Origin of the sequence: Microbacterium fluvii (assembly GCF_025515205.1) — a bacterium.
Lineage (GTDB): Bacteria > Actinomycetota > Actinomycetes > Actinomycetales > Microbacteriaceae > Microbacterium > Microbacterium fluvii.
Genome location: NZ_JAOPFX010000003.1, coordinates 358,781 through 385,768, shown reverse-complemented (window position 1 = coordinate 385,768; position 26,988 = coordinate 358,781). Strand labels below are relative to the sequence as shown.

Sequence of the window (26,988 nt, the reverse complement as noted above, 5' to 3'; positions counted from 1 at the left end):
TCCCCTCTTCGGGGGACACCGCGCGCACCCCCTGCGCTCACTCCCTGATCTTCGCGCCGAAGCGCTCGGCGGCCACCGCCACGCCCTGCAGCTTCGCGTCGGTCGCCTCGGCGGCCGTCAGCGTGCGATCGGCGGAGCGGAAGCGCAGCGCGAACGTCAGGCTCTTGGTGCCCTCCGGCAGCCCCTGACCGCGGTAGTCGTCGACCAGGTGCAGCGCCTCCAGCAGCGCGCCCGCACCCTCGGCGAGCGCGGCGCCCACCTCGGCGGCCGCGACGTCGGAGGGAACGACCACCGACACGTCCTGCGTCGCGGCGGGGTACCCCGACAGCGACGCGGCGACGACCCGTTCGCCGGCGAGCGCGAGCACGCGGTCGAGATCGAGCTCAGCCACCACGACACGACCGGGCAGATCGGATGCGGCGGCCACGGCCGGCAGCAGTTCGCCGACGTAGCCCACCTCGGTGCCATAGGCGCTGAGCACGCCGGTGCGCCCGGGGTGCAACGCCGCCCGCTGGGACTGCGTCACCGTGATCTCGACGCCCGCGGCCGAGCCGATCGTGCGCACGGCGTCGAGGGCATCGGCGAGGTCGAACGCCTCGGCGGCCACCCCGGGCTGCTTGGCGACGCGGTGACCGGTCAGCAGCACCGCGACGTGGCGCGGCTGCGGCGGGATGGCGGCGTCGAGTGCGGCGAGGGTCGCGGCGTCGGGTCGGACGGCTGCGGCCGGCACCGTGTCGGTGCCGTAGGTCACACCGGGCTCGGGGAGGAAGACCGTGCCCGTCTCGAAGAGCGCGAGGTCGGTGAGACCGCGTGAGGCATTGCGGTGCGCGACCTGCAGCAGGCCAGGGATGAGGGAGCGCCGCAGGAACGGCGCCTGGCCGTCGAGCGGGTTGGCGAGCTTGATCGAGGGCAGGTGCGCGCCGGTCGCCGAGCCGTGCAGGTCGTTCTGCTCGTCGGTGGTGAACCCGAACGACGGCGTCTCGACGAGGCCGGCCGCCGCGAGTGCATTGGCGACGCGTCGGCGCCCCTGCTGGGCGGGCGTGAAGCCGCTGCCCGAGGGCGGCACGGGCAGCTCGGAGGGGATGCGGGCGTATCCGTCGATGCGGGCGACCTCTTCGGCGAGCGTCCACTTGTCGGTGAGGTCGGGGCGCCACGACGGAGGGATGACGGTCCAGGAGGCGCCTGCGGCCTCGACCTCGCAGCCGATCTTCTCGAGCGCGGCGACGATCTCGGCATCCGTGTAGTCGACGCCGATGAGGCCGGGCACGAACGCCTTCGGCAGCTCGATCGCCTCGAGGAAGACCTCGGTGAACAGGGCCCCGCCGGTGGCGGTGTCGAGCGTGCCGCCGGCGAGCTCCACCATGAGGTCGGCGACCCGGCGAGCCGCGACGAACGGGATCAGCGGGTCGACGCCGCGCTCGAAGCGCCGCGACGCCTCGCTGGGCAGCTTGTGACGGCGCGCGGTGCGGGCGATCGTGACGGTGTCGAAGATGGCCGCCTCGATGAGCACGTTGCGGGTCGACGGCGTCATCTCGGTGGTGCCGCCGCCCATGACCCCTGCCAGGCCGATGGGGCCGGACTCGTCGGTGATGAGGAGGTCCTCGACGTGGAGGGCGCGCTCCTTGCCGTCGAGCGTCGTGAGCTTCTCGCCGGGCGCAGCCCGGCGCACCGTGATGCCGCCGGCGAGCGTGTCGAGGTCGTACCCGTGGATGGGATTGCCGAGCTCGAGCATGACGTAGTTGGTGATGTCGATGAGGATGCCCAGCGACCGGATGCCGGCCAGCGTCAGCCGCGCGACCATCCACGCGGGCGTGGGCCTGGTCGGGTCGACGTCGCGGACGATCCGCACGACGAACTCGCTCGCACCCACGCGTCCGCGGATCGGGGCGTCGTCGACGACGGCCACCGCGAAGCCGCCGGTGGGCTGCTCGAGCTCTTCGAACGCGCGCGCGCCGGGGTCGCGGAAGGCCGCGCCGGTGGCGTGCGAGTACTCACGGGCGACGCCGCGCAGCGACAGCGCGTAGCCCCGGTCGGGGGTGACGTTGATGTCGACGGCGACGTCGTCGAGGCCGAGCAGCGCGATCGCGTCGATGCCCACCTCGGGGTCGAGCCCCAGTTCGACCAGGCGCAGGATGCCGGAGTGCTCGTCGCCGAGACCCAGCTCCTTGGCCGAGGCGATCATGCCGTCCGAGACGTGCCCGTAGGTCTTGCGCGCCGCGATCGGGAACGGGCCAGGCAGCACCGCCCCCGGCAGGGTCACCACGACCTTGTCGCCCGCGAAGAAGTTGCCTGCACCGCAGACGATGCCGCGCACTCCCCCGTTCTCGGGACCCACGTCGACCTGGCACCACCGGATCGTCTTGCCGTTGGACTGCGGCTCCTCGACGAACTCGACCACCTGGCCGACGACGATCGGGCCGGTCAGCTCGAACGAGAAGACGTCCTCCTCCTCGAAGCCGACCGACACCAGCGACGCCAGCACGTCGTCGGCCGACGCCTCCGCCGGCACCTCGACGTATTCACGCAGCCACGAAAGCGGGACGCGCATCAGACCACCATCCCGAACTGCTCGCTGAAGCGCACATCGCCCTCGGCCATGTCGCGCATGTCTTTCACGTCGGAGCGGAACATCAGCGTCCGCTCGAAGCCCATCCCGAAGGCGAACCCGGAGTACACGTCGGGGTCGATGCCCGCCGCGCGCAGCACGTTCGGGTTGACCATGCCGCAGCCGCCCCACTCGATCCAGCGCGCGCCGCCCTTGAAGGTCGGATGCCACAGGTCGAACTCGGCGCTCGGCTCGGTGAACGGGAAGTAGTTGGCCCGGATGCGGGTCTTCGCGTCGGCGCCGAACAGCTGCCGGGCGACGTGGTCGAGCGTGCCGCGGAGGTGCGCCATCGTGATGCCCTTGTCGACGACGAGTCCCTCGAACTGGCTGAAGACGGGCAGGTGGGTCGCGTCGAACTCGTCGGTGCGGAAGACGCGCCCTGGCGAGACGATGTAGATCGGCAGGTCGCGCGTGAGCATCGAGCGCATCTGCACGGGGCTGGTCTGCGTGCGCAGCAGCAGGTGCCGGGCGACGGGGTCGACGTAGAACGTGTCCTGCATCTGCCGCGCCGGGTGGTCGGCGTCGAGGTTCAGGGCATCGAAGTTGTACCACTCGTGCTCGAGCTCAGGGCCCTCGGCGATCTCCCACCCCATGCCGACGAACAGATCGGCCACCTGATCCTGCAGCAGGGTCAGCGGATGCCGGGCGCCCACACGGGCGCGCTGCGGCAGCGCCGTGATGTCGACCCGCTCGGCCTCGAGCTTCGCGGCCGTCTCGGCTGCCGCGAGCTCCTCCTCGCGTGCGGCGAGGGCCTGGTTGACGCGCCCGCGCGCCTGACCGATGAGCTTTCCGAACTCGGCCTTGCGATCGTTCGGCACGTCGCGCAGCCGCGCGTTGAGCGCCGCCAGCGGCGAGCCCTCTGCGGTGTGCGCCGATCGGGCGGCCTTCAGCTCGGCGGTCGTGCCGGCCGCCGCGATCGCCGCGAGGGCGTCGTCGACGGCGGTCTGCACCGCGTCAGGGGAGATCTCGGGAGTGTCGGACACGAGGATCAAGTCTACCGACGGCGGATGCGGCATCCCGCCGTCGTCGTGCCGTCAGTGCCCCATGCCCGCGCTGCCGTCGTACTTGCCGAATCCGCGACGCGCAGCGATCCGGTCGGGCTCTTCCTGCGTCGCGATGAGCTGCGTCGTGGTGAGGTCCTGGATCGGTCGTGCCTCGCCGCGCTGCGCCCTCGGCGAGCGCCGCGTGCGCTTCTCGAGCAGGTACGCGACGTACGAGAGCGCGAGGCACAGCGCGACGTAGATCGATCCGCCGACCATCGCGGCGGGGATCAGCGGCGAGCCGAATTGCGCGTTCGAGCCGAGGAGCTTCACGAGGTAGAGCAGCTCGGGGTACGTGATGATGAACCCGAGCGCGGTGTCCTTGAGGGTGACCACGAGCTGGGCGACGATCACCGGCATCATGGCGCGGATCGCCTGTGGCAGCAGCACGAGGCGCATGACCCCCGACTTGCGCAGGCCGATGGCGTAGCCGGCCTCCTTCTGGCCGCGGGGCAGCGACTCGACGCCGGCGCGGATCACCTCGGCCAGCACCGAGCCGTTGTAGGCGACGAGGGCGATGACGACGGCGAAGTAGGGCGCCATCTTGACGCCGACCACCGGCAGCCCGTAGTAGAGCAGCATCATGAAGATCAGCACGGGGATGGCCCGCAGCACCTCCACGATCCAGCTGACCGGCACGCGGATCCAGGCGTGATCGCTCAGCCGCCCGAGCGCGAGGACGAACCCGAGGATGATCGCGCCCACGGCGGCCGAGGCGAAGGCGGCGAGCGTGTTCAGCGTCGCCTCGAGGAACCGCATCCAGATCGCGGTGTAGGTGAACAGCTCCCACTTCTGCGCGGTGAACTGCCCCGTGTCGAACAGGCGCCAGATCACCCACGCGGCGATCGAGAGCACGACGAGCACGACGACGACGCCGATGATGCGGTTGCGGACGATCGCCTTGGGGCCCGGGACGTCGTAGAGGACGGAGGAGCTCATCGCGCGACCCTCCACTTCTCTTCGAGCACCCGTTGCAGCCATGCCAGCAGCAGCACCAGCACGACGAAGATGACCATCACCCACAGCAGCACGACGAGCTGGTTCTCGCCGCGCTCGCTCAGCCAGTTGCGGATCGAGCCGAGGTTGAGCACCGAGAAGCCGGCGGCGACCGTCGTGTTCTTCAGCAGCGCGATGAACACGCTCATCATCGGCGGGATGACCGATCGGGTGGCCTGCGGCAGCACCACGAGGCTCATGACCTGCCCGAAGGTGAGGCCCAGGGCCCTCGCCGCCTCGGCCTGACCGACCGGCACCGTGTTGACGCCCGAGCGGATCGTCTCGGCGACGTAGGTCGCCGTGTAGATGCCGAGGGCGATCGTGGCGAGCAGGATCGCGTCGATCCGCTGCCGCAGCAGGATCGGCAGGCAGAAGGCGAAGAAGAACATCACGAGGGTCAGCGGGGTGTTGCGGATCCAGTTGACGTAGACCGTGCCGACCGAGCGGGCGATCGGCACCGGCGAGACGCGCATGGCGCCCACGATCAGCCCCAGCACGAGGGCGATCAGCCCGCCCCCGAAGAACAGGATCAGCGTGCCGGCGAGCGCCTCGCCCCACAGGTCGAGATTGTCGGTGACGGTCCCCATCGGGTTCCCTTCGTGGTGGTGCAGACGGCGGATGCTGCGGCGGCGGCGCCTCTCGGACGCCGCCGCCGCGCAGCCTCACTCGACGGGGTCGACCGCCGGCTGCTCGGCGCTCACGCCCGAGGCGCCCAGGTTCTTGTCGAAGATCGCCTGCCAGGTGTCGCCGCCGTCGGTGAACATCGTGTTGATGAACTCCTGCAGCGCCGTGTCGCCCTTGGCAAGACCCACGCCGTAGCGCTCCTCGCTGAAGACGTCGCCGACGACCTTGAGGTTGTCGGGGTCCTGAGCCGCGTAGCCGATGAGGATCGCCTCATCGGTGGTGACGGCATCCACCTGGCCGTTCTTGAGGTCTTCGACGCACGTGGAGTAGGTGTCGTACTCCTTGGTCTGGGCCGGGGTCTCGTCCTTGATGCGCTGGATCGAGGTCGAGCCCGTCGCCGAGCAGACGACGTCATCGGCGGTCAGGGAGTCCTTGCCGGTGATGGTGTCGTTGTCTGCTGCCACCAGCAGGCCCTGCCCGGTGATGAAGTAGGGGCCGGCGAACGAGATCTGCTGCTTGCGCTCGTCGGTGATCGAGTAGGTGCCGACGTAGTAGTCGATGTCGCCGTTGATGATGGCCTGCTCGCGGTTGGCCGACGGGATCGCCTGGAACTCGATCTTGTCTTCGTCGTAGCCGAGCGAGGCGGCGATCCAGCGCGCGATGTCGACGTCGAAGCCGGTGCGCTCGTTGGTGGTCGGGTCGAGGTAGCCCAGGCCCGGCTGGTCCTCCTTCACACCGACCTTGACCGATCCTCGCGAGCTGATCGCGTCGAAGGTGGGGCTGCCGTCGATCGAGACGTCGGTGGCGACCTCCCAGGGGTTCTCGCTGGTCGTGCCGTCGCCCTCGCCCTCGGAGCCCGTGCTGCCGGGCGTTCCGCTGTTGCAGGCGGTCAATGCCAGTGCCGCGATCGCGATGCCCGCGAACGCCGCACCGATCCGTGATGTGCGCATGTGATCCTCCACGTCTGGTTTCGTATCTTCTGTTGTGTCGCCGCGCACGGGGCGCGGACGTCTCAGTGGGTCAGGAGCTTGGAGAGGAAGTCCTTGGCGCGCTCGCTCTTCGGGTTCGTGAAGAACTCCTCTGGGGTCGCCTCTTCGACGATCTGCCCGTCGGCCATGAACACGACGCGGTCTGCGGCCTTGCGGGCGAAGCCCATCTCGTGGGTCACGACGATCATCGTCATTCCCTCTTCGGCGAGTTCGACCATGACGTCGAGCACTTCGTTGATCATCTCGGGGTCCAGCGCGCTCGTCGGCTCGTCGAAGAGCATGACCTTCGGCGTCATCGCCAGGGCGCGGGCGATCGCGACGCGCTGCTGCTGACCGCCGGAGAGCTGTGCGGGGAGCTTGGCCGCCTGGTGGGCGACCCCCACGCGCTCGAGCAGCGTCGTGGCGGCGGCCTCGGCATCCGCCTTCTTGGTCTTGTTCACCTTGATGGGTCCGAGTGTGACGTTCTCGAGGATCGTCAGGTGCGAGAACAGGTTGAACGACTGGAACACCATGCCCACGTCGGCGCGGAGGGCGGCCAGCGCCTTGCCCTCTTTGGGCAGCTCTTTGCCGTCGATCGTGATGGTGCCGCTCGTGATCGTCTCGAGGCGGTTGATCGTGCGACACAGCGTCGACTTGCCCGACCCGGAGGGGCCGATGACGACGACGACCTCGCCGCGGTTGACGGTGAGGTCGATGTCTTTCAGCGCCTGGAAGTCGCCGTAATGCTTCTGCACGTCTTTCACGACGACCAGCGGGTCACCCCGCCGCACCGTGATGTTCGACGTCGGGGGCGCACCGGAATCCGCTGTCATATCGACACCCTAGGAGCGCGCGTCGGGCGTTGTCAGGGGGTTGACGGCAAGCTTTACCCTCTTGTAACAGCCGCGGAACAGCCTCAGGAGCGCTGCGCGAACGCCGTCTCGTAGAGGCACACGCTGGCGGCGGTGGCGAGGTTGAGCGACTCGGCGGCACCGAAGATCGGCAGCCGCAGCGAGAGGTCGGCGTGGGCGACCGCCTCGTCGTCGAGGCCGCGCGCCTCGTTGCCGAACAGCCACGCGGTGGGCTCCGCCAGCAGTGCCCGACTCGCGAGGAAGTCGCCGCCGCCGACATCGGCGGCGATGATGCGGATGCCGGCGGCCGCCGCCTTCTCGGCGACCACCGCGAGGTCTGCGCCCACGGCGACCGGCACGTGGAAGAGCGACCCGGTCGTGGCGCGCACGACTTTCGGGTTGTAGAGGTCGACGGTGCGCCCCGTGAGGATCACGGCGTCGGCGCCCGCCGCGTCGGCGGCGCGGATGATCGTGCCGAGGTTGCCCGGATCGCGCACCTCTTCGCAGATCGCGATGAGGCGGGGGGAACCGGCGAAGACGTCTTTCAGCGCGGTCGGCGCCTGCCGAGCGACCGCGACGATCCCCTGCGGCGTGACGGTGTCGGCCATCGCGTCGAGCACGGCCTCGGTCGTGTAGACGACCTCGATGCCGGCATCCGCCGCCGCCGCACGAAGATCGTCGTGCCGCTCGAAGGCGGTGGGGGTGGCGAACAGCTCGACCAGGGTGTCTGGGCGGTGCCGCAGCGCTTCACGAGTGGACTGCGGCCCCTCGAGCAGAAACAGCCCCGTCTCCTGACGGGCGCTGCGCTTTGTCAGCTTCGCGACGCCGCGCACGCGCGGGGATCGAGGGTTCTCGAGCACCCCTCCAGTCTATTGATCGCGAGGGGGAAAGACCGAACGGGCGCCCTCCGGAGAGGACGCCCGTTCGACGAGGATGCTGCGCGTTACGCCTTGGGGGCGTTCACGTCGCTGGGCAGCGCCTTCTTGGCGGTCTCGACGAGCGACGCGAACGTCTTGGGCTCGTGGACCGCGAGCTCGGCGAGCATGCGACGGTCGACCTGGACGCCGGCAAGGCCCAGGCCCTGGATGAAGCGGTTGTAGGTGATGCCGTTCTGACGGGCAGCGGCGTTGATGCGCTGGATCCACAGGCGGCGGAAGTCGCCCTTGCGCTTGCGGCGGTCGCGGTACGCGTAGACGAGCGAGTGGGTGACCTGCTCCTTCGCCTTTCGGTACAGGCGCGAGCGCTGCCCGCGGTAACCGGATGCGCGCTCGAGGATGACGCGACGCTTCTTTTGGGCGTTGACAGCCCGCTTGACTCTAGCCATTTGGTTTCGTTCCTATTCCTGCGTCGGCGCTCAGATGCCGAGAAGCTTCTTGGCGACCTTGGCGTCACCCGGGGCGAGGATCTTGTCCGCCGACAGGCGGCGGGTGCGCTTGGTGGGCTTGCCCTCGAAGTTGTGGCGGAGGTTCGCCTGCTGCTTCTTGATCTTTCCGCTGCCGGTGACCTTGAAGCGCTTCTTGGCACCCGAGTGGGTCTTCTGCTTAGGCATCTTCGTTTTCCTATTCGTGTCGCCCGTTCGGGCTTCGTTGTGCATCCCGCCGGAGCGGGAGTCTGTGGGGGCTACTCCGTGGGAGCAGCCTGAGGCGAGGGGCCGTCGGAGCGGGCGGCGCGAGCCGCCTCCTTGTTCGCCGCACGGGTGGCGTTCTGCTCCGTCTTGACCTCGGACTTGTTCTTGTGCGGGGCGATCACCATGACCATGTTGCGACCGTCGATCGTCGGGTTCGACTCGACCGTGCCGAACTCGGCGACGTCTTCGGCGAACTTGCGCAGCAGCCGCACACCCTGCTCGGGGCGCTGCTGCTCGCGACCGCGGAAGAGGATCATGGCCTTGACCTTGTCACCCGACTGCAGGAAGCCCTCGGCACGCTTGAGCTTGGTCTGGTAGTCGTGCGCCTCGATCTTCAGGCGGAAGCGAACCTCTTTGAGGACCGTGTTGGCCTGGTTGCGCCTGGCCTCCTTGGCCTTCTGCGCGGCTTCGTACTTGAACTTGCCGTAGTCCATGATCTTGACCACGGGCGGCTTCGAGTTGGGGGCCACTTCGACCAGGTCCAGATCGGCCTCCTGCGCCAGACGCAGGGCGACCTCGATGCGGACGACGCCGACCTGCTCTCCGGCGGGACCCACGAGACGGACCTCGGGGACGCGGATGCGGTCGTTGGTGCGGGGATCGCTGATTGCGGAACTCCTCTTCGTGCGGGGTGTGGCGGGAAATCGGCGCACACACCACCCGGCACGACGCGGAGCGCCGGCTCTGCACCCTGGACAACCCCGAATGGGGCGGAGTGCGTGGACCCGGTAGCCTGGAGCGGCAAGCGCGGGTGGGATGTGATCCTCTTTCGGTCCGGAGCAGAACGCACCGGAGCCCGCAGAAGTCTACCAGAGAGTGCCCCGTGACGACGATTCCGCCCGACGACGCCCGCTACCAGCGCTGGGAGGAGGAGCAGTCCCGCGCGGCCGAGGCCTCGGCATCCCGCGACATCGCCGATGTTCCGGCCGTCGAGGTGATCACGACGACCGCCGTGCATCTGATGAGCGCCGCGGCCGTCAAGGTGGGCCTTGCCGACGACCCGTCGACCCAGACCGACCTCGACGAGGCCCGCAAGCTCATCAACGCACTGGCCGGACTCATCACCGCCGGTGCCCCCGAGATCAGCGACATGCACGCCCGGTCCCTGCGCGACGGCCTGCGCTCCGTGCAGCTCGCGTTCCGCGAGGCCTCGCTCATCCCCGACCCCATCGGCAAGGGCCCCGGCGAGAAGTGGACCGGCCCGGTCACCTGACCGAACCCCCTTCCCCCCTGCGCGAGTTGGCACCTGTTGTCGCTCGCGCCGGCGGCGCAGCGACCACAGCTGCCAACTCGCGGAGAGGATGCGGTCAGAGCGGGGTGCGGCGGAGCTTGACGGTCAGGGAGTCGACCAGCACCGCGATGCGGTCGTCGGCGGCCCAGCGCTTGGCGAGGCGCTGCAGCACGGCGTCCAGGGCCTGTTGATCCAGGCCAGGAACGAGCTCGAGCGTCACGACCAGCTCGGGGCCGCGCAGGCGCGCATCGGGGTCGCCCGGCGCGACGGCGAGGTCGATGACCGACAGTTCCGCGCCGATGCTCTGCTGCAGGGCCGTGTAGACCTCGGGCGACGTGAAGGCGGGCTCCCACGGCTGGCCCTGCGCGATCGCCCACACGGCGGGGCGACGCATGACGAACTCGGTCGGGCTCGTCGGATCGACGACGATGAGATCGGTGTCGTCGTCGGCTGCCGACAGTGCGGTGCGCACGCCGTCGGCCGGAACGGGGCGCGCCTTCGCATCCCAGTGCGCCATCGCCGCGACCGAGGTGAACACGGGCAGCACGCGGCGACCGTCGGGGGCGGCCACCGTGACGATCGACAGCTCCTGCGTCTTGTCGACGACCAGGCCCGTGGGGCCGACTCCCTCGTCGCCCTTCTCGGCGACGAGCGGGATCAGCAGGCGCGCGTTCCGGTAGGCGTCGACGACCTCGGCGGCTCCCGCCTCGCCCGCCCGGAAGCGCTCCAGCGCCGCCGCGAGCGCGGGGTCGGCAGAGCCGTCGTCGCCGGCGTGCGGGTTCTGCTCGAAGCTGCGGCCCGCCCACGGCACGCCGGCGGAGTCCGCCGAGTGGTCGCAGGCGTCGGGGTCAGTGCCCTGCGACATCCAGCGCCTCGGCCAGCGTGAACGCGCCGGCATACAGCGCCTTGCCGACGATCGCGCCCTCGACGCCCAGCGGCACGAGTTCGCGCAGCGCCGCGATATCGTCGAGGCTCGACACGCCGCCCGAGGCGACAACGGGCTTCGGGGTGCGGGCGGTGAGCTCGCGCAGCAGATCGAGGTTGGGGCCGCGCAGCGTGCCGTCCTTGGTCACATCGGTCACGACGTAGCGGCTGCATCCGGCGTCTTCGAGGCGGTCCAGCACCGTCCACAGGTCGCCGCCGTCCTGCGTCCAGCCACGCGCGGCGAGGGTCGTGCCGCGCACGTCCAGGCCCACGGCGATGACGTCGCCGTAGCGCCCGATGACGTCGGCCGCCCACTCCGGGTTCTCGAGAGCCGCCGTGCCGAGGTTGATGCGGGCGGCGCCGCTGTCCAGCGCCGACTCCAGCGACGCGTCGTCGCGGATGCCGCCCGACAGCTCGACCTGCACGCCGCGCACCTGCTTGATGACCTTGCGCATGATCGCGGCGTTGCTGCCGCGCCCGAAGGCGGCATCGAGGTCGACCAGGTGGATCCACTGCGCCCCCTGGCGCGCCCACTCCAGCGCCGCATCGACGGGGTCTCCGTAATGCGTCTCGCTGCCGGCCTCCCCCTGGGTCAGACGGACGGCCTTGCCGCCGGCGACATCGACCGCCGGCAGAAGGACAAGCTCAGGCGTGGACGCGAAATCGTTCATGGCTCCCTGTGCCCCTGGCGCCACGGCGGAGTGCCCGGCGACATGCACGACTTCAGAGGGTAGCCGCGCGGAGGCCGTCGATCCAATTGGCGAGGAGCCGGATGCCGGCCGCCCCCGACTTCTCGGGGTGGAACTGCGTCGCCGACAGGGGTCCGTTCTCGACCGCCGCGAGGAACGGCGTGCCGTAGTCGCACCAGGTGAGCTGCGGCTGCGGGAAGGGCGGGATGACGTCGAGGCTCCAGTGCTGAGCCGCGTACGAGTGCACGAAGTAGAACCGCTCGTGCTCGATGCCGCGGAACAGCCGAGAGCCCGCATCGGGGGTCACGGTGTTCCAGCCCATGTGCGGCAGCACGGGGGCGTCCAGCTCGGTCACGACTCCCGGCCACTCGCCGAGTCCCTCGGTGTCGGTGCCACGCTCGACGCCTCGGCCGAACAGAACCTGCATGCCGACGCAGATGCCCAGAACGTGGCGGCCGCCCGCGAGGCGTCGATCGATGAGCTCGTCGCCCCTGCTGGCCCTGAGCGCCTCCATGACGGCGCGGAACGCGCCGACACCGGGCACCAGCAGGCCGTCGGCGTCCATCACGAGTCCGCGGTCCTTGGTCAGCCTGGCGTCTGCTCCCGCAGCCACGAGGGCCTTGACCGCCGAGTGCACGTTGCCCGAGCCGTAGTCGAGTACGGCCACGAGCGGCCTCGGGGTGTCGGGATCGTCGATGCCCGCAGCATCCGACGGGCTCACAGCGCGCCCTTGGTGCTGGGGATCCCCTCCACGAGAGGGTCGAGAGCCTTCGCCAGGCGGAACGCCCGAGCGAAGGCCTTGTACTCCGCCTCGGCGATGTGGTGCGGGTCACGCCCGCCCAGCACCGTGACGTGCACCGTGAGCCCCGCGTTGAACGCGATGGCCTCGAATGTGTGCCGCACGAGCGAACCGGTGAAGTGCCCGCCGATGAGGTGGTGCTCGTAGCCTGCGGGTTCGCCGGTGTGCACGAGGTAGGGGCGGCCGCTGATGTCGACGACCGCCTGGGCCAGAGCCTCGTCCAGCGGAACCAGCGCGTCGCCGTAGCGGGCGATGCCGCTCTTGTCGCCGAGCGCCTCGCGGATCGCCTTCCCCAGCACGATCGCGACGTCTTCGACGGTGTGGTGGGCGTCGATGTCGGTGTCGCCAGAGGCGCGCACCGTGAGGTCGGTCAGCGAGTGCTTGGCGAACGCCGTGAGCAGGTGGTCGAAGAACGGCACGGTCGTGTCGATGTGGCTGCGACCGGTGCCGTCGAGGTCGAGCTCGAGCTCGACGGTCGACTCGCTCGTCGCACGGCGCAGCGACGCCGTGCGGTGTTCGGTGGGGCGCGTCATGAGCGCGAGTCTATCGAGGCCAGTGCGTCGAGGAACGCCGTGGTCTCGCCTTCGGTGCCCGCCGTCACCCGCAGGTGGTGGGCGATGCCCACGTCGCGGATGAGCACGCCGCGGTCGTAGAGCGCCTGCCACGTGGCGGCGGGGTCGTCGACGCCGCCGAACAGCACGAAGTTCGCCCAGGACTCGTAGGGCTGATAGCCCAGGGCATCGAGGGTCGCCGAGATGCGGTCGCGCTGGGCGACGATCTCGTCGACCATGCGCAGCATGACCGGCGCGTGGCGCAGCGCCGCGGTCGCGGCGGCCTGGGTGAGTGCGCTCAGGTGATAGGGCAGCCGCACGAGGCGCAGGGCGTCGATCACCGCCGGATCCGCGGCGAGATAGCCCACGCGCGCGCCGGCGAACGCGAACGCCTTGCTCATGGTCCGAGAGACGACCAGCCGCTCGCGCCCCGGCAGCAGCGTCAGCGCCGAGCGCTCGTCACGCGGCGCGAACTCCCCGTACGCCTCATCGACCACGACGATGCCCGGGGCCGCGTCGTAGACGGCCCTGATCACCTCGAGCGGCAGCGGCGTGCCGGTCGGGTTGTTCGGCGAGCAGAGGAACACGACGTCGGGCTGGAGCACGCGCACCTGGGATGCCGCATCGTCGGGGTCGATCGTGTAGTCGTGGCCGCGGGTGCCCGCGATCCACTCCGCTCCGGTCGCCCGCGTGAGCAGCGGATACATGGAGTACGTCGGGGCGAAGCCGAACGCCGTGCGCCCGGGGCCCGCGAAGGCCATCAGCACGTGCTGCAGCACTTCGTTCGAGCCGTTAGCCGCCCAGATCTGGTCGCGCGAGAGCCCGTGTCCGAGGTAGTCGGCGAAACCCTCGCGCAGGGAGGTGAACTCGCGGTCGGGGTAGCGGTTGACGTCGCGCAGCGCCAGTGCGACCGCGTCGACGATGTCGTCGGCGACCTCCTGTGGAACCGGATGCGTGTTCTCGTTGACGTTCAGCGCCACCGGCAGCGGCGCCTGCGGTGCGCCGTAGGGCGTCAGTCCGCGCAGATCGTCGCGGAGGGGCAGGTCTTCGAGTCGAGAACTCACCCTTCCCATCGTAGGGGCGCCGCTCACGACCCGGCGGTGTACTCCGCGGGGATCGCGAGGCTCTGGCCGGCGGTGAGGCCGGCGCCGTGCAGAGCGTTCAGGCGGACGATGTCGTCGATGACGTCGCGCGGGTCGGCGTCGGGCGCGACCCGCTCGGCGATCGACCACAGCGAGTCGCCCGCGGCGACCGTGATGCTCGAGAAGGCGTCGGCGGGCGCACCCGCGGAGTGCGACGCCAACGCCGAGCCTCCGCCGATGACCGCGGCGGCCAGTACGACGGCGGCGGGCAGTGCCGCCAGACCCAGCAGCACGCGACGGCCACGCGCCGTGAGACGCAGACGGGTGGTGGTCGTGACCGGCAGTGCGATGGCGCTCATGCGATTCCTCCTGTGTGCGAGGGAGATTCGCCCGAGCCGACCGCGGGAGCGGTGCAGCATCCGAATCTCTCTTCCGAAGCTATCTTCGATGTTCTAGAATGTCAACGTGGTCGTCGGTGGCGGATCTCTCGAACACGACACGCGGGTGGGCTGACCACTCGCGAGGCCGGAAGCGGATACCGTTTCGACAGGAAGACCACATCACGGACCTCCGACATTCGAAGACGACTGCACGATCCAGGAACAGGAGCCGGCACGGTGAGCGAAGCGAACGGGCGCGAGAAGCCCCAGACCAGGCGGCGCAAGAGCCTCAGCGACAAGCAGCTGGCGATCCTCGAGGTGATCCAGCGGTCGATCGCTCGGCACGGCTACCCGCCGAGCATGCGCGAGATCGGCGACGCCGTCGGCCTCAAGTCGCTCTCGAGCGTGACGCACCAGCTCAATCAGCTCGAGCTGAGCGGCTACCTGCGCCGCGACGCCGGCAAGACCAGAGCCATGGAGGTGCTGATCGATCTGCCGGGCACCGCCGCCGAGAACCCCGACGACGCGGCGCCCGCACTCGGCGATGCGGCCCTCGTTCCGCTCGTGGGCCGCATCGCCGCCGGTGTGCCGATCACGGCCGACCAGCAGGTGGAGGAGATCTTCCCGCTCCCCCGCCAGCTCGTGGGCAAGGGCGATCTGTTCATGCTCAAGGTCGTCGGCGAGTCGATGATCGATGCGGCGATCTGCGACGGCGACTGGGTCGTCGTCCGCGCCCAGGCGACGGCCGACAACGGCGACATCGTCGCGGCCATGCTCGACGGCGAGGCGACGGTCAAGACCTTCCGCCAGCGCGACGGTCACACCTGGCTGCTCCCCCGCAACTCGGCCTTCGAGCCCATCCTCGGCGACGAGGCGGTCGTGCTCGGCAAGGTCGTGGCGGTGCTGCGCGCGGTCTGATCATCCACGTCGGGTGGTGCGCCGATCGGCCGTCTCGGCCACAATGGCGCCCATGAGCAAGAACCCGTCCGCCGACATCGACGAGCTCCACGAGCGCCTGCGGCGACTCGAGAGCGAGAACGCACAGCTGCGCTCGGCGGCGGGTGAGCCGCAGGACCGCTCGGCGGCGGCGCCCGGCCGCTGGCGCGCCTTCGTCTCGGCGCTGTGCATCGTGATCGCCTCGATCCTGGTGCCCGTCGCGATCGTCGGCGCCTGGGCAAGGCTGCAGCTCGTCGACGAAGACGCGTTCGTCGCGACCCTCGCCCCGATCGCCTCAGACCCCGCCGTGCAGAGCATGGTCGTCGACGAGACGATGGAGGCCATCGGCGCCCAGGTCGACTTCGGCGAACTCACCTCGAACGTGTTCGACGGCATCGCGTCGATCGAGGGGATGCCCCCGGCCGCGGTCTCTGCGCTCGGGCTGCTCGAACAGCCCGCGGCCCAGGGTCTGGAGAACCTCGTGCAGACGACCGTGACGCGGGTGGTCGAATCCGACGCGTTCGTCGACGTCTGGGCGACCGCGACCCGCGGCGCGCACCGCGCCGTCACCGCCGCGGCCACCTACGACAACCAGGGCGCCGTGGTGATCACCGACGAGGGCCTGGGCATCCAGCTCGGCGTCATCGTCGACCAGGTCAAGCAGCGCCTCACCGAGCGGGGCATCGGCATCGCCTCGCTCATCCCCGCCGTCGATCGGGTGGTGATCATCGGCACCGGGTCGGCACTCGTCGCGATCCAGACGATCTACACGATCGCGACGCTGGTGGGCCTCTGGCTGCCGTTCCTGTGCCTCGCGCTGTTCCTGGCGGGCATCCTGGTGGCGCGCAGACGCACGACCGCCGTGCTCGGCTCGGGCATCGGCCTGGCGGTGGGCGCCGGCGCGCTCGCGCTCACGTTCTCGATCGCCTCCGCCGTCGTGGCCCAGGCCGCCGTGAGCCTCGCCGTCTCGCCGACGGCGCTCGACGTGGTCTACCGCCAGCTCGTCGACGCGATGGCGCACACGGCCGCCGTCGGCTTCGTCATCGGACTCGGCATCGCGGTGCTGGCGTGGGCACAGGGCCGCTGGAAGGCCGCCAGAGCGGTGCGCGCCGGCGTCGGCTCGATCAATGCCGGCCTGCGCCGCGCTCTCGTCTGGCGCGGCATCGACACCGGCGCGTTCGGCACCTGGATGTACGAGCGGCGCGCCGTCGCCCGCGGCATCCTCGTGGCGCTCGTCGTGCTCTGGCTGCTGCTGCTGCGCCCGCTCGGGTTCGGCGAGGTCGTGCTCGTGACCGTCGTCGCCCTGTTCGTCTGGTGGCTCATGGAGCTGGCCCAGCGCCGCCCCGGCGAGGCGATCGGCGTCTCGACCGACGCCGCCGCGCAGGCAGCCGAGGCCGCGCACGCCGAAGCGTACGGCACGGCCGAGCCGACGGTGGCCGCCGACGTGCCGGCCGCCGTCGTCGCGGCGCAGGCGGCGGATGCTGCGCCCGCGCCCTCCGATGAGCCGGAGCCGGCAGCATCCGCCCCCCGCAGCGAAGGCTAAGCGCCCGCCGCGACCGCCTCGCGCACCTGCCGCGCAGCCGTGACGAGGTTGCGCAGCGACGCGACGGTCTCGTCGTAGCCGCGGGTCTTCAGCCCGCAGTCGGGGTTGACCCACACCTGGCGGAGGGGCAGTTCGGCGACGGCGCGCTCGAGCAGCTGAGCGATCTCGTCGGTGGACGGCACGCGCGGCGAGTGGATGTCGTACACGCCGGGCCCGACGCCGTGCGAGAAGCCGGAGTCGCGGATGTCGTCGATCACCTCGCCGCGGCTGCGCGCCGCCTCGATCGAGGTCACGTCGGCATCGAGCGCCGCGATGGCGTCGATGACGACGGCGAACTCCGAATAGCAGAGGTGCGTGTGCACCTGCGTGGCATCCGCTGCTCCCGCGGTCGCGAGCCGGAACGACCCCACCGACCAGTCGAGATAGGCCGGCTGGTCTGCGCGCTTGAGCGGCAGCAGCTCGCGCAGCGCGGGCTCGTCGACCTGGATGATGCCGACTCCGGCGGCCTCCAGGTCGGCGATCTCGTCGCGCAGGGCCAGGGCGACCTGATTCGCCGTCTCGGCCAGCGGCTGATCGTCGCGCACGAACGACCACGCGAGGATCGTCACCGGCCCGGTGAGCATGCCCTTGACGTGCTTGTCGCTGAGCGATTGCGCGAACCGGGTCCACTCCACCGTGATCGCCGAGGGGCGCGAGACGTCTCCCCACAGGATCGACGGGCGCGTGGCGCGCGAGCCGTAGGACTGCACCCAGCCGTTCGCCGTGACGGCGAAGCCGTCGAGGTGCTCGGCGAAGTACTGCACCATGTCGTTGCGCTCCGCCTCGCCGTGCACGAGCACGTCGAGCCCGAGGTTCTCCTGCAGGTCGATCACGGAGCGGATCTCGGCGCGCAGGAACTCCTCGTACTCGGCCACCGACAGCTCGCCGCGACCGTGCTGCGCGCGTGCGCGACGGATGTCGCCGGTCTGCGGGAACGACCCGATCGTCGTGGTGGGGAGCACGGGGAGACCGAGCGACTCCTGCGCGGCGGTGCGCGCGGCATAGTCGCCGCGGTCGAAGTCGGCACCGGTGAGGGCGGTGAGCCGCGAGCGCACGACACCGTCGCGCACGCCGGGGGCCTCGCGGCGGTCGGCGAGGGCGGCGGATGCCGCCGCGAGCTCTGCCGCGATCGCCTCGCGCCCGTCGGCGAGCCCGCGCGCCAGCGTCACGATCTGCGCCGTCTTCTGGTCGGCGAACGCGAGCCACGACGCGAGGCGCGGGTCGAGCGCGGTCTCGTCGGCGACGTCGTGCGGGACGTGCTGGAGCGAGGTCGTGGTGCCTGCCGCGACGGCCGCTGCACCGAGGCCGCGCAGCTCGTCGAGCGTGGTCCAGGCGCCCTCGAGGTCTCCGCGCCAGATGTTGCGACCGTCGACGACGCCGCCCACGAGGGTCTTCGCCTCGAGTCCGGCGGCAGCCGGCGGCACAGCGCCGCGGCGCAGGTCGACAGCGATCGCCTCGATCGGCGCGGCGGCCAGCGCCGCCCACGCCTGCGGCGACAGCTGCGCATAGCCCGCGGCGACCAGCAGCTGCGGGCGGTCAGCGGCAGAGCCGAGCACCGCGTACGCGCGCTCGGCGGCCGCCGCCAGCGCATCGGGCGAGACGTCGAGGCTCTCCGAGACGAGCGCCGGCTCGTCGAGCTGCACCCACGCCGCCCCCGCCGCCTTCAGCGACGCGAGCAGCTCGACGTAGACGGGCAGCAGGTCGTCGAGGCGCTCCAGCGGCGAGAAGCCGGTGGGCGCCGCATCCGTCGCCTTCGCGAGCGCCAGAAGCGTCACCGGACCCACCACGACGGGGCGCACCGTGAACCCGTCGGCGGCGGCCTCGGCGACCTGCCGCGCGAAGCGGTCGCTCGACAGCGAGAACACCGTCTCGGGTCCGATCTCGGGGACGAGGTAGTGGTAGTTCGTGTCGAACCACTTGGTCATCTCGAGCGGCGCGTGCTCGCCCTCACCGCGCGCGGCCGTGAAGTACGCGGTGAGCCCGATCGATCCGTCGGACTCTCGGAGGTGTGCGAACCGCGCGGGCAGCGCGCCGACGGTCGCGGCGGCGTCGAGCACCTGGTCGTAGAACGAGAACGACTCGGGGATCGACGAATCGGTGCGGCCGAGGCCCAGCTCGGCGAGGCGCTCCCTGGTCGCCCGGCGCAGGTCGGCCGCGGCGCTCTCGAGCCCCGCCTCATCGAGGGCGCCCGCCCAGTGGGCCTCGACGGCGCGCTTGAGCTCGCGGCGGCGGCCGATGCGGGGGTAGCCGAGGATCGTTCCTGCGGGGAAGGCGGTCATCGTGTCGTCTCCTTGTCGGTGGTGAGGATGCCGGCCTCGCGCAGCGTCGCGAGCACCGTGTCGTGGTTGTTGAAGGCATAGAGGTGCACGCCGGGCGCTCCGCCGGCGACGACGTCGCGGGCCAGCGACGCGGCATGGGCGATGCCGATCTGGCGCTGCCCCTCGGCGGTGGGCTCGACCTCGAGCGCGACGGCGAGCTCTCCCGGCAGCGCTTCACCACTGAGCTCGAGCACGCGCTTCAGGCGCGAGGGCGAGGTGATCGGCATGATGCCGGGGAGGATCGGGATGCCGATGCCTGCGGCGCGGGCGCGCTCGACGAAGCCGAGATAGTCGTCGGCGTGGAAGAACAGCTGCGTGATGGCGAACTGTGCGCCTGCGGCCTGCTTGGCCAGCAGCGCGTCGATGTCGGCGGTCGCGTGCGGGGCGCGCGGATGCCCGTTGGGGAAGGCCGCGACGGCGATCTCGACGGGCGAGCGCCGCGTGACGCGCGCGGCCCCCGGCAGCGTGGGGATCGCTGATTCGGCATAGGGCTCGCGCTCGGTCTGCACGCGGCCGATCAGCTGCACGAGCTGCGCGGCGCTCTCGAGGTCGCCGAGGAAGACGTCCTCCTCGGCGACTCCGGCCGGCGGATCGCCGCGGAGGGCGAGGAACTTCGTGATGCCGGCATCGAGGAACTCTCGGATGATGGCGGTCGCATCGGCGTAGGTGCTGCCGACGCAGGTGAGGTGCGCGAGAGGGGGCACCGAGGTCGTGTGCAGGATGTGGGTGAGCACGTCGAGCGAGCGGTCGGTGGTCGATCCGCCCGCGCCGAAGGTCACCGAGATGAACTGCGGCCCGGCCGCGGCGAGATGACCGATGGTCTCGTGCAGCGCGGGCATGCCCTCGGGCTTGCGCGGCGGGTAGATCTCGAAGGAGAACGGCACCGGCGGGGTGCGCGATTCGTTCGGCATGACGTGCTCTCGATAGCGGGCGGAGGGGCCGGTTCGGCCGCGGACGACACGCAGAGGCGGGTCGTGCATCGCGGGCGGGTGCCGGGCTCGGCTGTCGCTCCTGCCGGGGTGCACCCGGCGACGATGTGGCCAGCGTATTGCACGGCGCTGGGCGCGCACGGTGTGTGACGGTCTGTTTCGCCCTAGCGTGGAGGGGTGCCCCAGATCCTTCCCTTCGGCTCATGGCCCTCGCCCCTGTCCGCCGACTCGGTGGCCGCCGCATCCCCCCGCATCGACGGCGCGCGATTCGTCGGCGACGACATCTGGTGGGGCGAGACGGTCGCCCACGAGGGCGGCCGCACGGCGGTGCGCCGCCGCGGTGCCGACGGCGCCGTGACGGACGTGCTGCCGGCGCCCTGGAGCGCCCGCTCACGCGTGCACGAATACGGCGGAGGGTCGTGGACGACCACCGCCGACGGCGCGCTGCTGTTCGTCGAGAAGAGCGACCAGCGGGTGTGGATGCTGCGCCCCGGCGCCGAGCCGACGCCCCTCACGCCCGCCCTCGGCGGCATGCGCTTCGGCGGTCTCGCTTACACCGCCGGGCGCCTCATCGCGGTGCGCGAGACGCACGACGGCACGGGCGGGGTCTCCCGCGATCTCGTGGACATCCCGCTCGACGGCAGCGCCACCGCGAACCCCGGCGCGCTGCGGTTTCTCGTCGCCGACAGCGACTTCGTCGCCCAGCCCGCGCTGAGCCCCTCAGGCGACCTGCTCGCGTGGATCGCCTGGGATCACCCCGACATGGCCTGGGACCGCAGCGAGCTGCGCGTGGGCCGCATCGAAGACGGCACGGTGGCGGAATGGACGACCGTCGCGGGAGGAGCGAGTTCGCCGCTGCAGCCGATGTGGGTGGGCGATGCCGATCTGGTGTTCGTCGACGACCCCACCGGACGCTGGAACCTCTGGCGGGTGCACCTGAACGCCGGGCTCGAGGTGCATCCTGTCGCCCCTGCCGACGCCGACACGGGCGGCCCGCTGTGGGTGCTCGGCCCGCGCTGGTTCGCGCCGCTCGACGACGGACGCACCGTCGCGGTGCGCACGAACGGCGCCGACGAACTCGTGCTGATCGACCCGGAGGGGTCGGCCGTGCCGGTGCCCCTGCCGGTCTCCGCCGACGTGACCATCGACGACGTGCAGGGCACGCGCGTGCTGCTCTCGGGGGCGGGCCCGGCCGCCATGCCGGGGCTCTGGCTGGTCGACCTCGACGACCCCACGGGTGCGGCCGCCGTCCGCGGCGGCGAGGCGCCGTGGGGCGCCGAATGGATGCCGCGGCCCCGCGCCGCGACGTACGACGGCCCGCACGGCCCCGTGCACGCCTTCGACTACCCGCCGACGAACCCCGACGCAGCCGCGCCCGCCGATGAGAGGCCCCCGTACGTCGTATTCGTGCACGGCGGACCCACCTCGCACGTGGCGGGCGCCGCATCCGGGCGCATCGCCTACCTCACGAGCCGCGGCATCGGGGTGCTCGACGTCAACTACGGCGGCTCCACCGGCTACGGCCGCGCGTACCGCGAACGCCTCCGCGGACAGTGGGGCATCGCCGACGTCGACGACGTCGTCGCCGCCGCGCGCGGGCTCATCGCGGAGGGCGCGGCCGACCCCGCCCGCATCGGCATCGCGGGCGGCTCGGCAGGAGGTTGGACGGTGCTGTGCGCGCTCGTGGGCTCCGACGTGTTCTCGGCGGGCATCAGCCGCTACGGCGTCGCCGACCTGCGGCTGCTCGCCGCCGACACGCACGACTACGAGTCGCGGTACCTCGACGGCCTGGTCGGCCCGCTGCCTGTGGCCGAGCAGGTCTACATCGAGCGGTCGCCGCTGTCGCACCTGGAGCATCTGCGCACTCCGCTGCTGATCGAGCAGGGGCTCGACGACGAAGTGGTGCCCCCCGCGCAGTCCGAGGCGGTGCGCGACGCCCTCGCCGCGCGGGGCGTGCCGCACGCCTACCTCGCGTTCGAGGGCGAGGGCCACGGCTTCCGCCGCGCCGAGACGCTCATCGCGACCATGGAGGCCGAGGTCGGCTTCCTCGGCGCCGTCCTGGGCTTCGCCCCCGACGCGCTGCCCCCGCTCCCCCTGGACTGATCCGACTCACCCCTCCCGCGACTTGGCACCTGCCGTCGCTTGAGCGGGCCGTCGAGCGGCAACAGGTGTCAAGTTGCGGGGTGTGGTGAGGCGGAGTCAGGCGAGGAAGGGCTCGAGCTCGGCGGCGAGGCGCTCGCCGACATAGGCGTGCAGCGCCGTCCCGCCCGCCTCGTGGGTCTGCGAGACGATGTGCCCGGACTCGTGCGCGGCAGAGACGAGGTCGCCGCGGTCGTAGGGCACGAGCGCGTGGATCTCGACGGCCGGCAGCGGCAGCATCCGCTCGATCTGCGCGCGCAGCTCGTCGATGCCCTCCCCCGTGCGCGACGACGCGAACAGCGCGGTCGGCTCGAGTCCGCGGAGCACGAGGCGTGTGTCGTCGTCGACCAGGTCGGCCTTGTTGAACACGACGAGCTCGGGCACATCGCGCGCACCCACGTCGCCGATCACATCGCGCACGGTCTGCAGCTGTGCGGCGGGGTCGGGGTGGCCGGCGTCGACGACGTGCACGATGACATCGGCGTCGCCGACCTCTTCGAGGGTCGAGCGGAACGCCTCGACGAGCTGGTGCGGCAGGTTCCGCACGAACCCGACGGTGTCGGTGAGCGTGTAGACGCGTCCATCGGATGCCTCGGCGCGGCGCACCGTGGCGTCCAGGGTCGCGAACAGTGCGTTCTCGACGAGCACCCCGGCGCTGGTGAGCCGGTTGAGCAGGCTCGACTTGCCGGCGTTCGTGTACCCGGCGATCGCGACCGAGGGGATCGTGTTGCGCTTGCGCTCGGCGCGCTTGGCGTCACGTGCCGGCGCGAAATCGCGGATCTGACGGCGCAGCTGCGCCATGCGGGTGCGGATGCGGCGGCGATCGAGTTCGATCTTCGTCTCACCCGGTCCGCGCGAGCCCATGCCGGCGCCACCGGCGCCGACCTGGCCGCCGGCCTGACGGCTCATCGAGTCGCCCCAGCCGCGGAGGCGGGGAAGCAGGTACTCGAGCTGGGCGAGCTCGACCTGGGCCTTGCCCTCGCGGCTCTTGGCGTGCTGGCTGAAGATGTCGAGGATGACGGTCGTGCGGTCGATGACCTTGACCTTGACGACGTCTTCGAGTGCGCGGCGCTGGCTGGGTGCGAGCTCGGTGTCGGCGATGACGGTGTCGGCGCCGAGCGCCGCGATGAGGTCGCGCAGCTCCTGCGCCTTGCCGCTGCCGAGGTAGGTCGCGGGGTCTGGGTGCGGGCGGCGCTGCAGCACGCCGTCGAGCACGACGGCTCCGGCGGTCTCGGCGAGCGCCGCGAGCTCGCGCAGCGAGTTCTCGGCGTCTTCCTGCGCGCCCTGCGGGTGCACGCCGACGAGCACGACGTTCTCGAGACGCAGCTGCCGGTATTCGACCTCGGTGACGTCCTGCAGCTCGGTCGACAGACCTGCGACGCGGCGGAGCGCGGCACGCTCTTCGCGGTCCCACTGCTCGCCGTCGGTGTCGCCGCCGACGGCGGTCGCCGCGTCCTGCAGGGCCTGCGCGCCGAACACCCGCACACCCGATCGCGCTTCGGCGCGCGCGAGCACGCGGTCGACGGGGTCGACCTGCGTCTCGTCGGTGTCGACAGGGGTGGTCGTGTCGGTCATTGTGTCCTTTCGGGGCGGTTTTCCCGCCTGTTCGGGCGGTTCCGCCCATCCGTGTACTCTAGCTTTCCCGCCTGGACGGCGGCTCCGCTAGGCTCGATCGCCATGGGCAATGAGCACTATTTCAGCGCGTCGCCCGCCAGCGCCGAGAATCTGCGCCGCATCCGCGTCACCCTCGCCGGGCACCCGCTGGAGGTGACGACGGCGGGCGGGATCTTCAGCCCCGACCACGTCGACTCCGGCACCGGCGTGCTGCTGGCCAACACCCCCGCACCTCCCCCCGGCGGCGACCTGCTCGACCTCGGCTGCGGGTGGGGGCCGATCGCCCTCACGCTCGCGCTGCAGTCGCCCAGGGCTCGCGTCTGGGCCGTCGACGTCAACGAGCGTGCCCTCGATCTCGTTCGCCGCAACGCCGCCGATCTCGGTCTCGACAATGTCAACGCCGTGCTGCCGGACGATGTTCCCGACGACGTCGTGTTCCGCAGCATCCGCTCGAACCCGCCGATCCGCATCGGCAAGAACGAACTGCACGGGCTGCTCGAGCGCTGGATCCCTCGGCTCGATGAGCGCTCGGACGGCTGGTTCGTCGTGCAGCGCAACCTCGGGTCGGACTCGCTGCAGCGCTGGCTCGACGCGACGTTCGACCGCGGCTACTCGGTGCACCGGGCCGCGACCTCGCGCGGGTTCCGGGTGCTCAAGGTGCGCAGGCACGGCACGCCGCCGACGGCTCCGGTCGCCCTTCCCTGACCGCCGACTCTCGCAACTTGGCAGTTCTTGCCGCCCACCCGGGCTCGGGAGCGGCGATAGCCGCCAACTCGCGGGGATCAGGCGAGGGTGACCTCGCCGGAGAAGACGAGGGCCGCGGGGCCTGAGAGCAGCACGCGGCCGTCGACCATGCGCACGCCCAGGGTGCCCCCTGGCACCTCGACCGTCCACGCGTCGGGTGCCGCCGCTCCCGCCCAGTGCCGAACGGCGAGCGCCGCCGCCGCGACGCCCGTGCCGCAGCTGAGCGTCTCGCCGACGCCGCGCTCGAAGACGCGCATGCGGATGCCGCCGACGCCGCCCTGCACGAGCGGGTCTCGCGGCACAACGAACTCGACGTTGGCGCCGTGCGCGGGCTCGGGATGGAGCTGGGGCCGCGTCGACAGGTCGAGCCCGGCGAGCTCGGCCTCGCTCGAGAGGGCGACCACGACGTGCGGATTGCCGACGTCGATGCCCTGGCCCGGACGGGCCACCTCGATGCCCTCCGCCCGCACGAGCACGTCGGCATCGTCGACGATCCACTCCCCCAGGTCGACCTCGTAGCCGAGGTCGCTGCGAGTGAGCGTCTTGACGCCCGCCCGCGTGCCGATCGGCAGCGGCGCGTCCAGCGAGGCGAGGCCGGCCGACTCCAGGTAGTGCGCGAACACGCGGATGCCGTTGCCGCACATCTCCGCAGCCGACCCGTCGGCGTTGCGGTAGTCCATGAACCACTCGGCGCCGGATGCCGCAGCATCCGCCCCCTCGTCGATCGCGGCCGCGCGCACCACCCGCAGGATGCCGTCGCCGCCGATGCCGAACCGGCGGTCGCACAGGGCGGCGACCTGGTCGTCGGTGAGGGCGAGCGCGCCGTCGGCGTCGGGGACGATCACGAAGTCGTTGCCGGTCCCGTGGCCCTTCGCGAAGGGGATGGTCTGCGGCATCCCTCCAGCATAGGGCGGCGGCGCTGCGGTCAGTCGGCGATGAGCCGCTTGCCGGTCGCCCAGACCTCGAAGGGCTCGTACCCGAGTGCGGCATAGAAGCCGTGCGCCTGTTCGTTGCCCGGGCGCACCATCAGCTGCACCTTGGGGCATCCCATCTCGTGCAGCAGATGCTCCGCCTCCGCCACGAGGCGCCGTGCGATGCCCTGGCCGCGCCGGCCGGGATCGCTGGCGAGGTAGTAGAGCCAGCCGCGGTGCCCGTCGTAGCCGGCCATCACCGAGCCGACCACCTCGCCGCCGTCGACGGCCACGAGGAAGAGCTCGGGCTGCACCGCGAGCTTGCGGTTGATGTCCTGATACGGGTTGTTCCACGGCCGGGTGAGGCCGGCCGACTGCCACAGCGAGACGACGGACTCGGTGTCGGCCGGTGCGAACGTGCGGATCTCGAGCGTCATCCGGTCAGTCTGCCAGGGCCGCGGCATCCGCGCCCTGGTCGACCCACGTCACCCCGGCGTAGCGGCGGAACCACGACACCTGGCGGCGCGCGTAGCGCCGCGTCAGCGCCTGGGTCTCGGCGATCGCCTCGGCCTCGGTCATCCGCCCCTCCAGCTGGGCGAGCGCCTGCGCATAGCCGATGGCCTTGCGCGCCGTGACGCCCTGCTCGAGCCCCCGCTCGCGCAGACCCGCGACCTCGTCGACGAGGCCCTCGCGCCACATGCCCTCGACCCGCGCGTCGAGGCGCACGACGAGCTCGTCGCGGGGCACCTGCACGCCGATGACGCGGGTGGGCTCGTGCCAGAGCGTCGGCGCCGCCGGCAGGGCGGCCCCGTGGGTCTGCTCGCCCTGGGCGAGGACTTCGAGCGCCCGCACGATACGGCGGCCGTTGCGCGGATCGACGCGCTCGGCCGTGGCGGGGTCGAGCGCTCGCAGCCGGGCGAACAGCGCACCGGCGCCCTGCGCGTCGAGCTCGGCCTCGAGCCTCTCGCGCAGCGCGGTGTCGCGCGGAGGGAAGCGGAAGTCGTAGATGACCCCCGAGACGTAGAGCCCAGAGCCGCCGACGAGGATCGCGTCGGCGCCGCGCGCGTGGATCTCGCCGATCGTCGTGCGCGCCGCATCCTGATACCAGGCGACGGCCGCCTCGTCGGTCACCTCGAGCACGCCGAAGAGGTGATGCGGGATGCCGCGGCGATCGGCGACCGGCAGCTTCGCCGTGCCGATGTCCATGCCCCGGTACAGCTGCATCGCGTCGGCGTTGACGATCTCGGCGGGAGTGCCGCGGGCGGCGAGCGCTTCGGCGAGGTCGAGCGAGAGCGCCGTCTTGCCGGTGCCGGTGGCGCCGACGACCGCCCAGAGGGTCGGCTCGGCGCGTTTCGTCTCGCTTCGCTCGCTCAACGCCCGGGTGCTCTCGTCAGGCTCGCTCAACGCCCGGGTGCTCTCGTCAGGCTCGCTCAACGCCCGATCGATGC

27 protein-coding genes are annotated in these 26,988 nt (G+C 71.3%); 5 read left to right on the top strand and 22 right to left on the bottom strand.

Features of this window, described 5'->3' with window-relative positions:
- Window positions 1-37: 37 nt before the first annotated feature.
- The 10 genes from pheT to infC all read right to left on the bottom strand — a co-directional run bounded on the left by pheT (window position 38) and on the right by infC (window position 9,319).
- On the bottom strand, window positions 38-2,548 hold the full coding sequence (gene pheT / locus OAW74_RS13065) for a phenylalanine--tRNA ligase subunit beta (protein WP_262874812.1): 2,511 nt from the start codon (window positions 2,546-2,548) through the stop codon (window positions 38-40).
- The gene (gene pheS, locus OAW74_RS13060) at window positions 2,548-3,588 is read right to left on the bottom strand and encodes a phenylalanine--tRNA ligase subunit alpha (RefSeq protein ID WP_262874811.1); all 1,041 of its coding nucleotides are present in this window, start codon (window positions 3,586-3,588) and stop codon (window positions 2,548-2,550) included. Before pheS ends, pheT begins: the two co-directional genes overlap by 1 nt.
- A gap of 51 nt (window positions 3,589-3,639) precedes the next feature.
- The gene (locus tag OAW74_RS13055; protein ID WP_262874810.1) at window positions 3,640-4,584 is read right to left on the bottom strand and encodes an amino acid ABC transporter permease; all 945 of its coding nucleotides are present in this window, start codon (window positions 4,582-4,584) and stop codon (window positions 3,640-3,642) included.
- Window positions 4,581-5,228: an amino acid ABC transporter permease gene (locus OAW74_RS13050; protein WP_262874809.1), complete on the bottom strand. Its 648-nt coding sequence runs from the start codon at window positions 5,226-5,228 to the stop codon at window positions 4,581-4,583. The genes OAW74_RS13055 and OAW74_RS13050 overlap by 4 nt, the downstream gene beginning before the upstream one ends.
- A 75-nt stretch (window positions 5,229-5,303) precedes the next feature.
- Entirely contained in the window at window positions 5,304-6,215 is a 912-nt protein-coding gene (locus tag OAW74_RS13045) for a glutamate ABC transporter substrate-binding protein (protein ID WP_262874808.1), read from the bottom strand.
- A gap of 62 nt (window positions 6,216-6,277) precedes the next feature.
- On the bottom strand, window positions 6,278-7,066 hold the full coding sequence (locus OAW74_RS13040; RefSeq protein ID WP_378733991.1) for an amino acid ABC transporter ATP-binding protein: 789 nt from the start codon (window positions 7,064-7,066) through the stop codon (window positions 6,278-6,280).
- Window positions 7,067-7,149: 83 nt separating this feature from the next.
- Window positions 7,150-7,944, bottom strand: a complete 795-nt coding sequence (locus tag OAW74_RS13035) for a TrmH family RNA methyltransferase (protein WP_262874807.1) — start codon at window positions 7,942-7,944, stop codon at window positions 7,150-7,152.
- Between the two features lie 83 nt (window positions 7,945-8,027).
- A complete protein-coding gene (rplT, locus tag OAW74_RS13030; protein ID WP_262874806.1) occupies window positions 8,028-8,408 on the bottom strand; it encodes a 50S ribosomal protein L20 in 381 nt (126 codons plus the stop codon).
- Window positions 8,409-8,438: 30 nt separating this feature from the next.
- Window positions 8,439-8,633, bottom strand: a complete 195-nt coding sequence (rpmI, locus tag OAW74_RS13025) for a 50S ribosomal protein L35 (protein WP_005048908.1) — start codon at window positions 8,631-8,633, stop codon at window positions 8,439-8,441.
- Between the two features lie 71 nt (window positions 8,634-8,704).
- On the bottom strand, window positions 8,705-9,319 hold the full coding sequence (gene infC / locus OAW74_RS13020) for a translation initiation factor IF-3 (protein WP_262874962.1): 615 nt from the start codon (window positions 9,317-9,319) through the stop codon (window positions 8,705-8,707).
- 215 nt (window positions 9,320-9,534) lie between these two features.
- Between infC and OAW74_RS13015 the strand changes: the two genes are divergently transcribed.
- Window positions 9,535-9,924 carry a DUF1844 domain-containing protein gene (locus OAW74_RS13015; protein ID WP_262874805.1) on the top strand — a complete coding sequence of 130 codons (390 nt, stop codon included), beginning with the start codon at window positions 9,535-9,537 and terminating at the stop codon, window positions 9,922-9,924.
- Window positions 9,925-10,018: 94 nt separating this feature from the next.
- On the opposite strand, the gene OAW74_RS13010 is transcribed toward OAW74_RS13015, so the two are convergent.
- From OAW74_RS13010 to OAW74_RS12985, 6 genes are read right to left on the bottom strand one after another with little or no spacing between them, the layout of a single operon-like run.
- Window positions 10,019-10,807 carry an SseB family protein gene (locus OAW74_RS13010; RefSeq protein ID WP_262874804.1) on the bottom strand — a complete coding sequence of 263 codons (789 nt, stop codon included), beginning with the start codon at window positions 10,805-10,807 and terminating at the stop codon, window positions 10,019-10,021.
- Window positions 10,791-11,537, bottom strand: coding sequence for a bifunctional 1-(5-phosphoribosyl)-5-((5-phosphoribosylamino)methylideneamino)imidazole-4-carboxamide isomerase/phosphoribosylanthranilate isomerase PriA (gene priA / locus OAW74_RS13005; RefSeq protein WP_262874803.1), 747 nt, complete (start codon window positions 11,535-11,537; stop codon window positions 10,791-10,793). Before priA ends, OAW74_RS13010 begins: the two co-directional genes overlap by 17 nt.
- 52 nt (window positions 11,538-11,589) lie before the next feature.
- A complete protein-coding gene (hisH, locus tag OAW74_RS13000) occupies window positions 11,590-12,276 on the bottom strand; it encodes an imidazole glycerol phosphate synthase subunit HisH (RefSeq protein ID WP_262874802.1) in 687 nt (228 codons plus the stop codon).
- On the bottom strand, window positions 12,273-12,887 hold the full coding sequence (gene hisB, locus OAW74_RS12995; protein WP_262874801.1) for an imidazoleglycerol-phosphate dehydratase HisB: 615 nt from the start codon (window positions 12,885-12,887) through the stop codon (window positions 12,273-12,275). The genes hisH and hisB overlap by 4 nt, the downstream gene beginning before the upstream one ends.
- Complete coding sequence (locus OAW74_RS12990) at window positions 12,884-13,978, bottom strand: histidinol-phosphate transaminase (RefSeq protein ID WP_262874961.1); 1,095 nt, start codon at window positions 13,976-13,978, stop codon at window positions 12,884-12,886. The genes hisB and OAW74_RS12990 overlap by 4 nt, the downstream gene beginning before the upstream one ends.
- A 14-nt stretch (window positions 13,979-13,992) precedes the next feature.
- Window positions 13,993-14,346, bottom strand: a complete 354-nt coding sequence (locus OAW74_RS12985; RefSeq protein ID WP_262874800.1) for a LysM peptidoglycan-binding domain-containing protein — start codon at window positions 14,344-14,346, stop codon at window positions 13,993-13,995.
- A 258-nt stretch (window positions 14,347-14,604) separates the two neighbouring features.
- On the opposite strand from OAW74_RS12985, the gene lexA reads away from it, so the two are divergent.
- Together lexA and OAW74_RS12975 are read left to right on the top strand one after the other, a co-directional pair.
- Window positions 14,605-15,285, top strand: coding sequence for a transcriptional repressor LexA (lexA, locus tag OAW74_RS12980; RefSeq protein WP_262874799.1), 681 nt, complete (start codon window positions 14,605-14,607; stop codon window positions 15,283-15,285).
- A gap of 52 nt (window positions 15,286-15,337) precedes the next feature.
- Window positions 15,338-16,846 carry a hypothetical protein gene (locus OAW74_RS12975; protein ID WP_262874798.1) on the top strand — a complete coding sequence of 503 codons (1,509 nt, stop codon included), beginning with the start codon at window positions 15,338-15,340 and terminating at the stop codon, window positions 16,844-16,846.
- Here OAW74_RS12975 and metE read toward each other — a convergent pair.
- Window positions 16,843-19,164 (bottom strand): 5-methyltetrahydropteroyltriglutamate--homocysteine S-methyltransferase, encoded by a 2,322-nt coding sequence (gene metE / locus OAW74_RS12970; RefSeq protein ID WP_262874797.1) that lies wholly within the window; start codon window positions 19,162-19,164, stop codon window positions 16,843-16,845. The genes OAW74_RS12975 and metE overlap by 4 nt on opposite strands.
- Complete coding sequence (locus OAW74_RS12965; RefSeq protein ID WP_262874796.1) at window positions 19,161-20,114, bottom strand: methylenetetrahydrofolate reductase; 954 nt, start codon at window positions 20,112-20,114, stop codon at window positions 19,161-19,163. The genes metE and OAW74_RS12965 overlap by 4 nt, the downstream gene beginning before the upstream one ends.
- A 195-nt stretch (window positions 20,115-20,309) precedes the next feature.
- Between OAW74_RS12965 and OAW74_RS12960 the strand changes: the two genes are divergently transcribed.
- A complete protein-coding gene (locus tag OAW74_RS12960; RefSeq protein WP_262874795.1) occupies window positions 20,310-22,235 on the top strand; it encodes a S9 family peptidase in 1,926 nt (641 codons plus the stop codon).
- Between the two features lie 96 nt (window positions 22,236-22,331).
- On the opposite strand, the gene hflX is transcribed toward OAW74_RS12960, so the two are convergent.
- Window positions 22,332-23,846, bottom strand: coding sequence for a GTPase HflX (hflX, locus tag OAW74_RS12955; RefSeq protein ID WP_262874794.1), 1,515 nt, complete (start codon window positions 23,844-23,846; stop codon window positions 22,332-22,334).
- Between the two features lie 102 nt (window positions 23,847-23,948).
- On the opposite strand from hflX, the gene OAW74_RS12950 reads away from it, so the two are divergent.
- A complete protein-coding gene (locus OAW74_RS12950) occupies window positions 23,949-24,590 on the top strand; it encodes a class I SAM-dependent methyltransferase (protein WP_262874793.1) in 642 nt (213 codons plus the stop codon).
- Between the two features lie 77 nt (window positions 24,591-24,667).
- On the opposite strand, the gene dapF is transcribed toward OAW74_RS12950, so the two are convergent.
- From dapF to miaA, 3 genes are read right to left on the bottom strand one after another with little or no spacing between them, the layout of a single operon-like run.
- Window positions 24,668-25,525, bottom strand: a complete 858-nt coding sequence (dapF, locus tag OAW74_RS12945) for a diaminopimelate epimerase (RefSeq protein ID WP_262874792.1) — start codon at window positions 25,523-25,525, stop codon at window positions 24,668-24,670.
- Between the two features lie 29 nt (window positions 25,526-25,554).
- Window positions 25,555-25,977 carry a GNAT family acetyltransferase gene (locus OAW74_RS12940; RefSeq protein ID WP_262874791.1) on the bottom strand — a complete coding sequence of 141 codons (423 nt, stop codon included), beginning with the start codon at window positions 25,975-25,977 and terminating at the stop codon, window positions 25,555-25,557.
- Between the two features lie 4 nt (window positions 25,978-25,981).
- A complete protein-coding gene (gene miaA / locus OAW74_RS12935; protein ID WP_262874790.1) occupies window positions 25,982-26,914 on the bottom strand; it encodes a tRNA (adenosine(37)-N6)-dimethylallyltransferase MiaA in 933 nt (310 codons plus the stop codon).
- Window positions 26,915-26,988 lie beyond the last annotated feature (74 nt).

Coding starts and splice junctions, on each gene's coding strand:
- pheT (WP_262874812.1), bottom strand. CDS start 2,548: ATGCGCGTCCCGCTTTCGTGGCTGCGTGAATACGTCGAGGTGCCGGCG.
- OAW74_RS13055 (WP_262874810.1), bottom strand. CDS start 4,584: ATGAGCTCCTCCGTCCTCTACGACGTCCCGGGCCCCAAGGCGATCGTC.
- OAW74_RS13050 (WP_262874809.1), bottom strand. CDS start 5,228: ATGGGGACCGTCACCGACAATCTCGACCTGTGGGGCGAGGCGCTCGCC.
- OAW74_RS13045 (WP_262874808.1), bottom strand. CDS start 6,215: ATGCGCACATCACGGATCGGTGCGGCGTTCGCGGGCATCGCGATCGCG.
- OAW74_RS13040 (WP_378733991.1), bottom strand. CDS start 7,066: ATGACAGCGGATTCCGGTGCGCCCCCGACGTCGAACATCACGGTGCGG.
- rplT (WP_262874806.1), bottom strand. CDS start 8,408: ATGGCTAGAGTCAAGCGGGCTGTCAACGCCCAAAAGAAGCGTCGCGTC.
- rpmI (WP_005048908.1), bottom strand. CDS start 8,633: ATGCCTAAGCAGAAGACCCACTCGGGTGCCAAGAAGCGCTTCAAGGTC.
- OAW74_RS13010 (WP_262874804.1), bottom strand. CDS start 10,807: ATGTCGCAGGGCACTGACCCCGACGCCTGCGACCACTCGGCGGACTCC.
- priA (WP_262874803.1), bottom strand. CDS start 11,537: ATGAACGATTTCGCGTCCACGCCTGAGCTTGTCCTTCTGCCGGCGGTC.
- hisB (WP_262874801.1), bottom strand. CDS start 12,887: ATGACGCGCCCCACCGAACACCGCACGGCGTCGCTGCGCCGTGCGACG.
- OAW74_RS12990 (WP_262874961.1), bottom strand. CDS start 13,978: ATGGGAAGGGTGAGTTCTCGACTCGAAGACCTGCCCCTCCGCGACGAT.
- OAW74_RS12985 (WP_262874800.1), bottom strand. CDS start 14,346: ATGAGCGCCATCGCACTGCCGGTCACGACCACCACCCGTCTGCGTCTC.
- OAW74_RS12975 (WP_262874798.1), top strand. CDS start 15,338: ATGAGCAAGAACCCGTCCGCCGACATCGACGAGCTCCACGAGCGCCTG.
- metE (WP_262874797.1), bottom strand. CDS start 19,164: ATGACCGCCTTCCCCGCAGGAACGATCCTCGGCTACCCCCGCATCGGC.
- OAW74_RS12965 (WP_262874796.1), bottom strand. CDS start 20,114: ATGCCGAACGAATCGCGCACCCCGCCGGTGCCGTTCTCCTTCGAGATC.
- hflX (WP_262874794.1), bottom strand. CDS start 23,846: ATGACCGACACGACCACCCCTGTCGACACCGACGAGACGCAGGTCGAC.
- OAW74_RS12950 (WP_262874793.1), top strand. CDS start 23,949: ATGGGCAATGAGCACTATTTCAGCGCGTCGCCCGCCAGCGCCGAGAAT.
- dapF (WP_262874792.1), bottom strand. CDS start 25,525: ATGCCGCAGACCATCCCCTTCGCGAAGGGCCACGGGACCGGCAACGAC.
- OAW74_RS12940 (WP_262874791.1), bottom strand. CDS start 25,977: ATGACGCTCGAGATCCGCACGTTCGCACCGGCCGACACCGAGTCCGTC.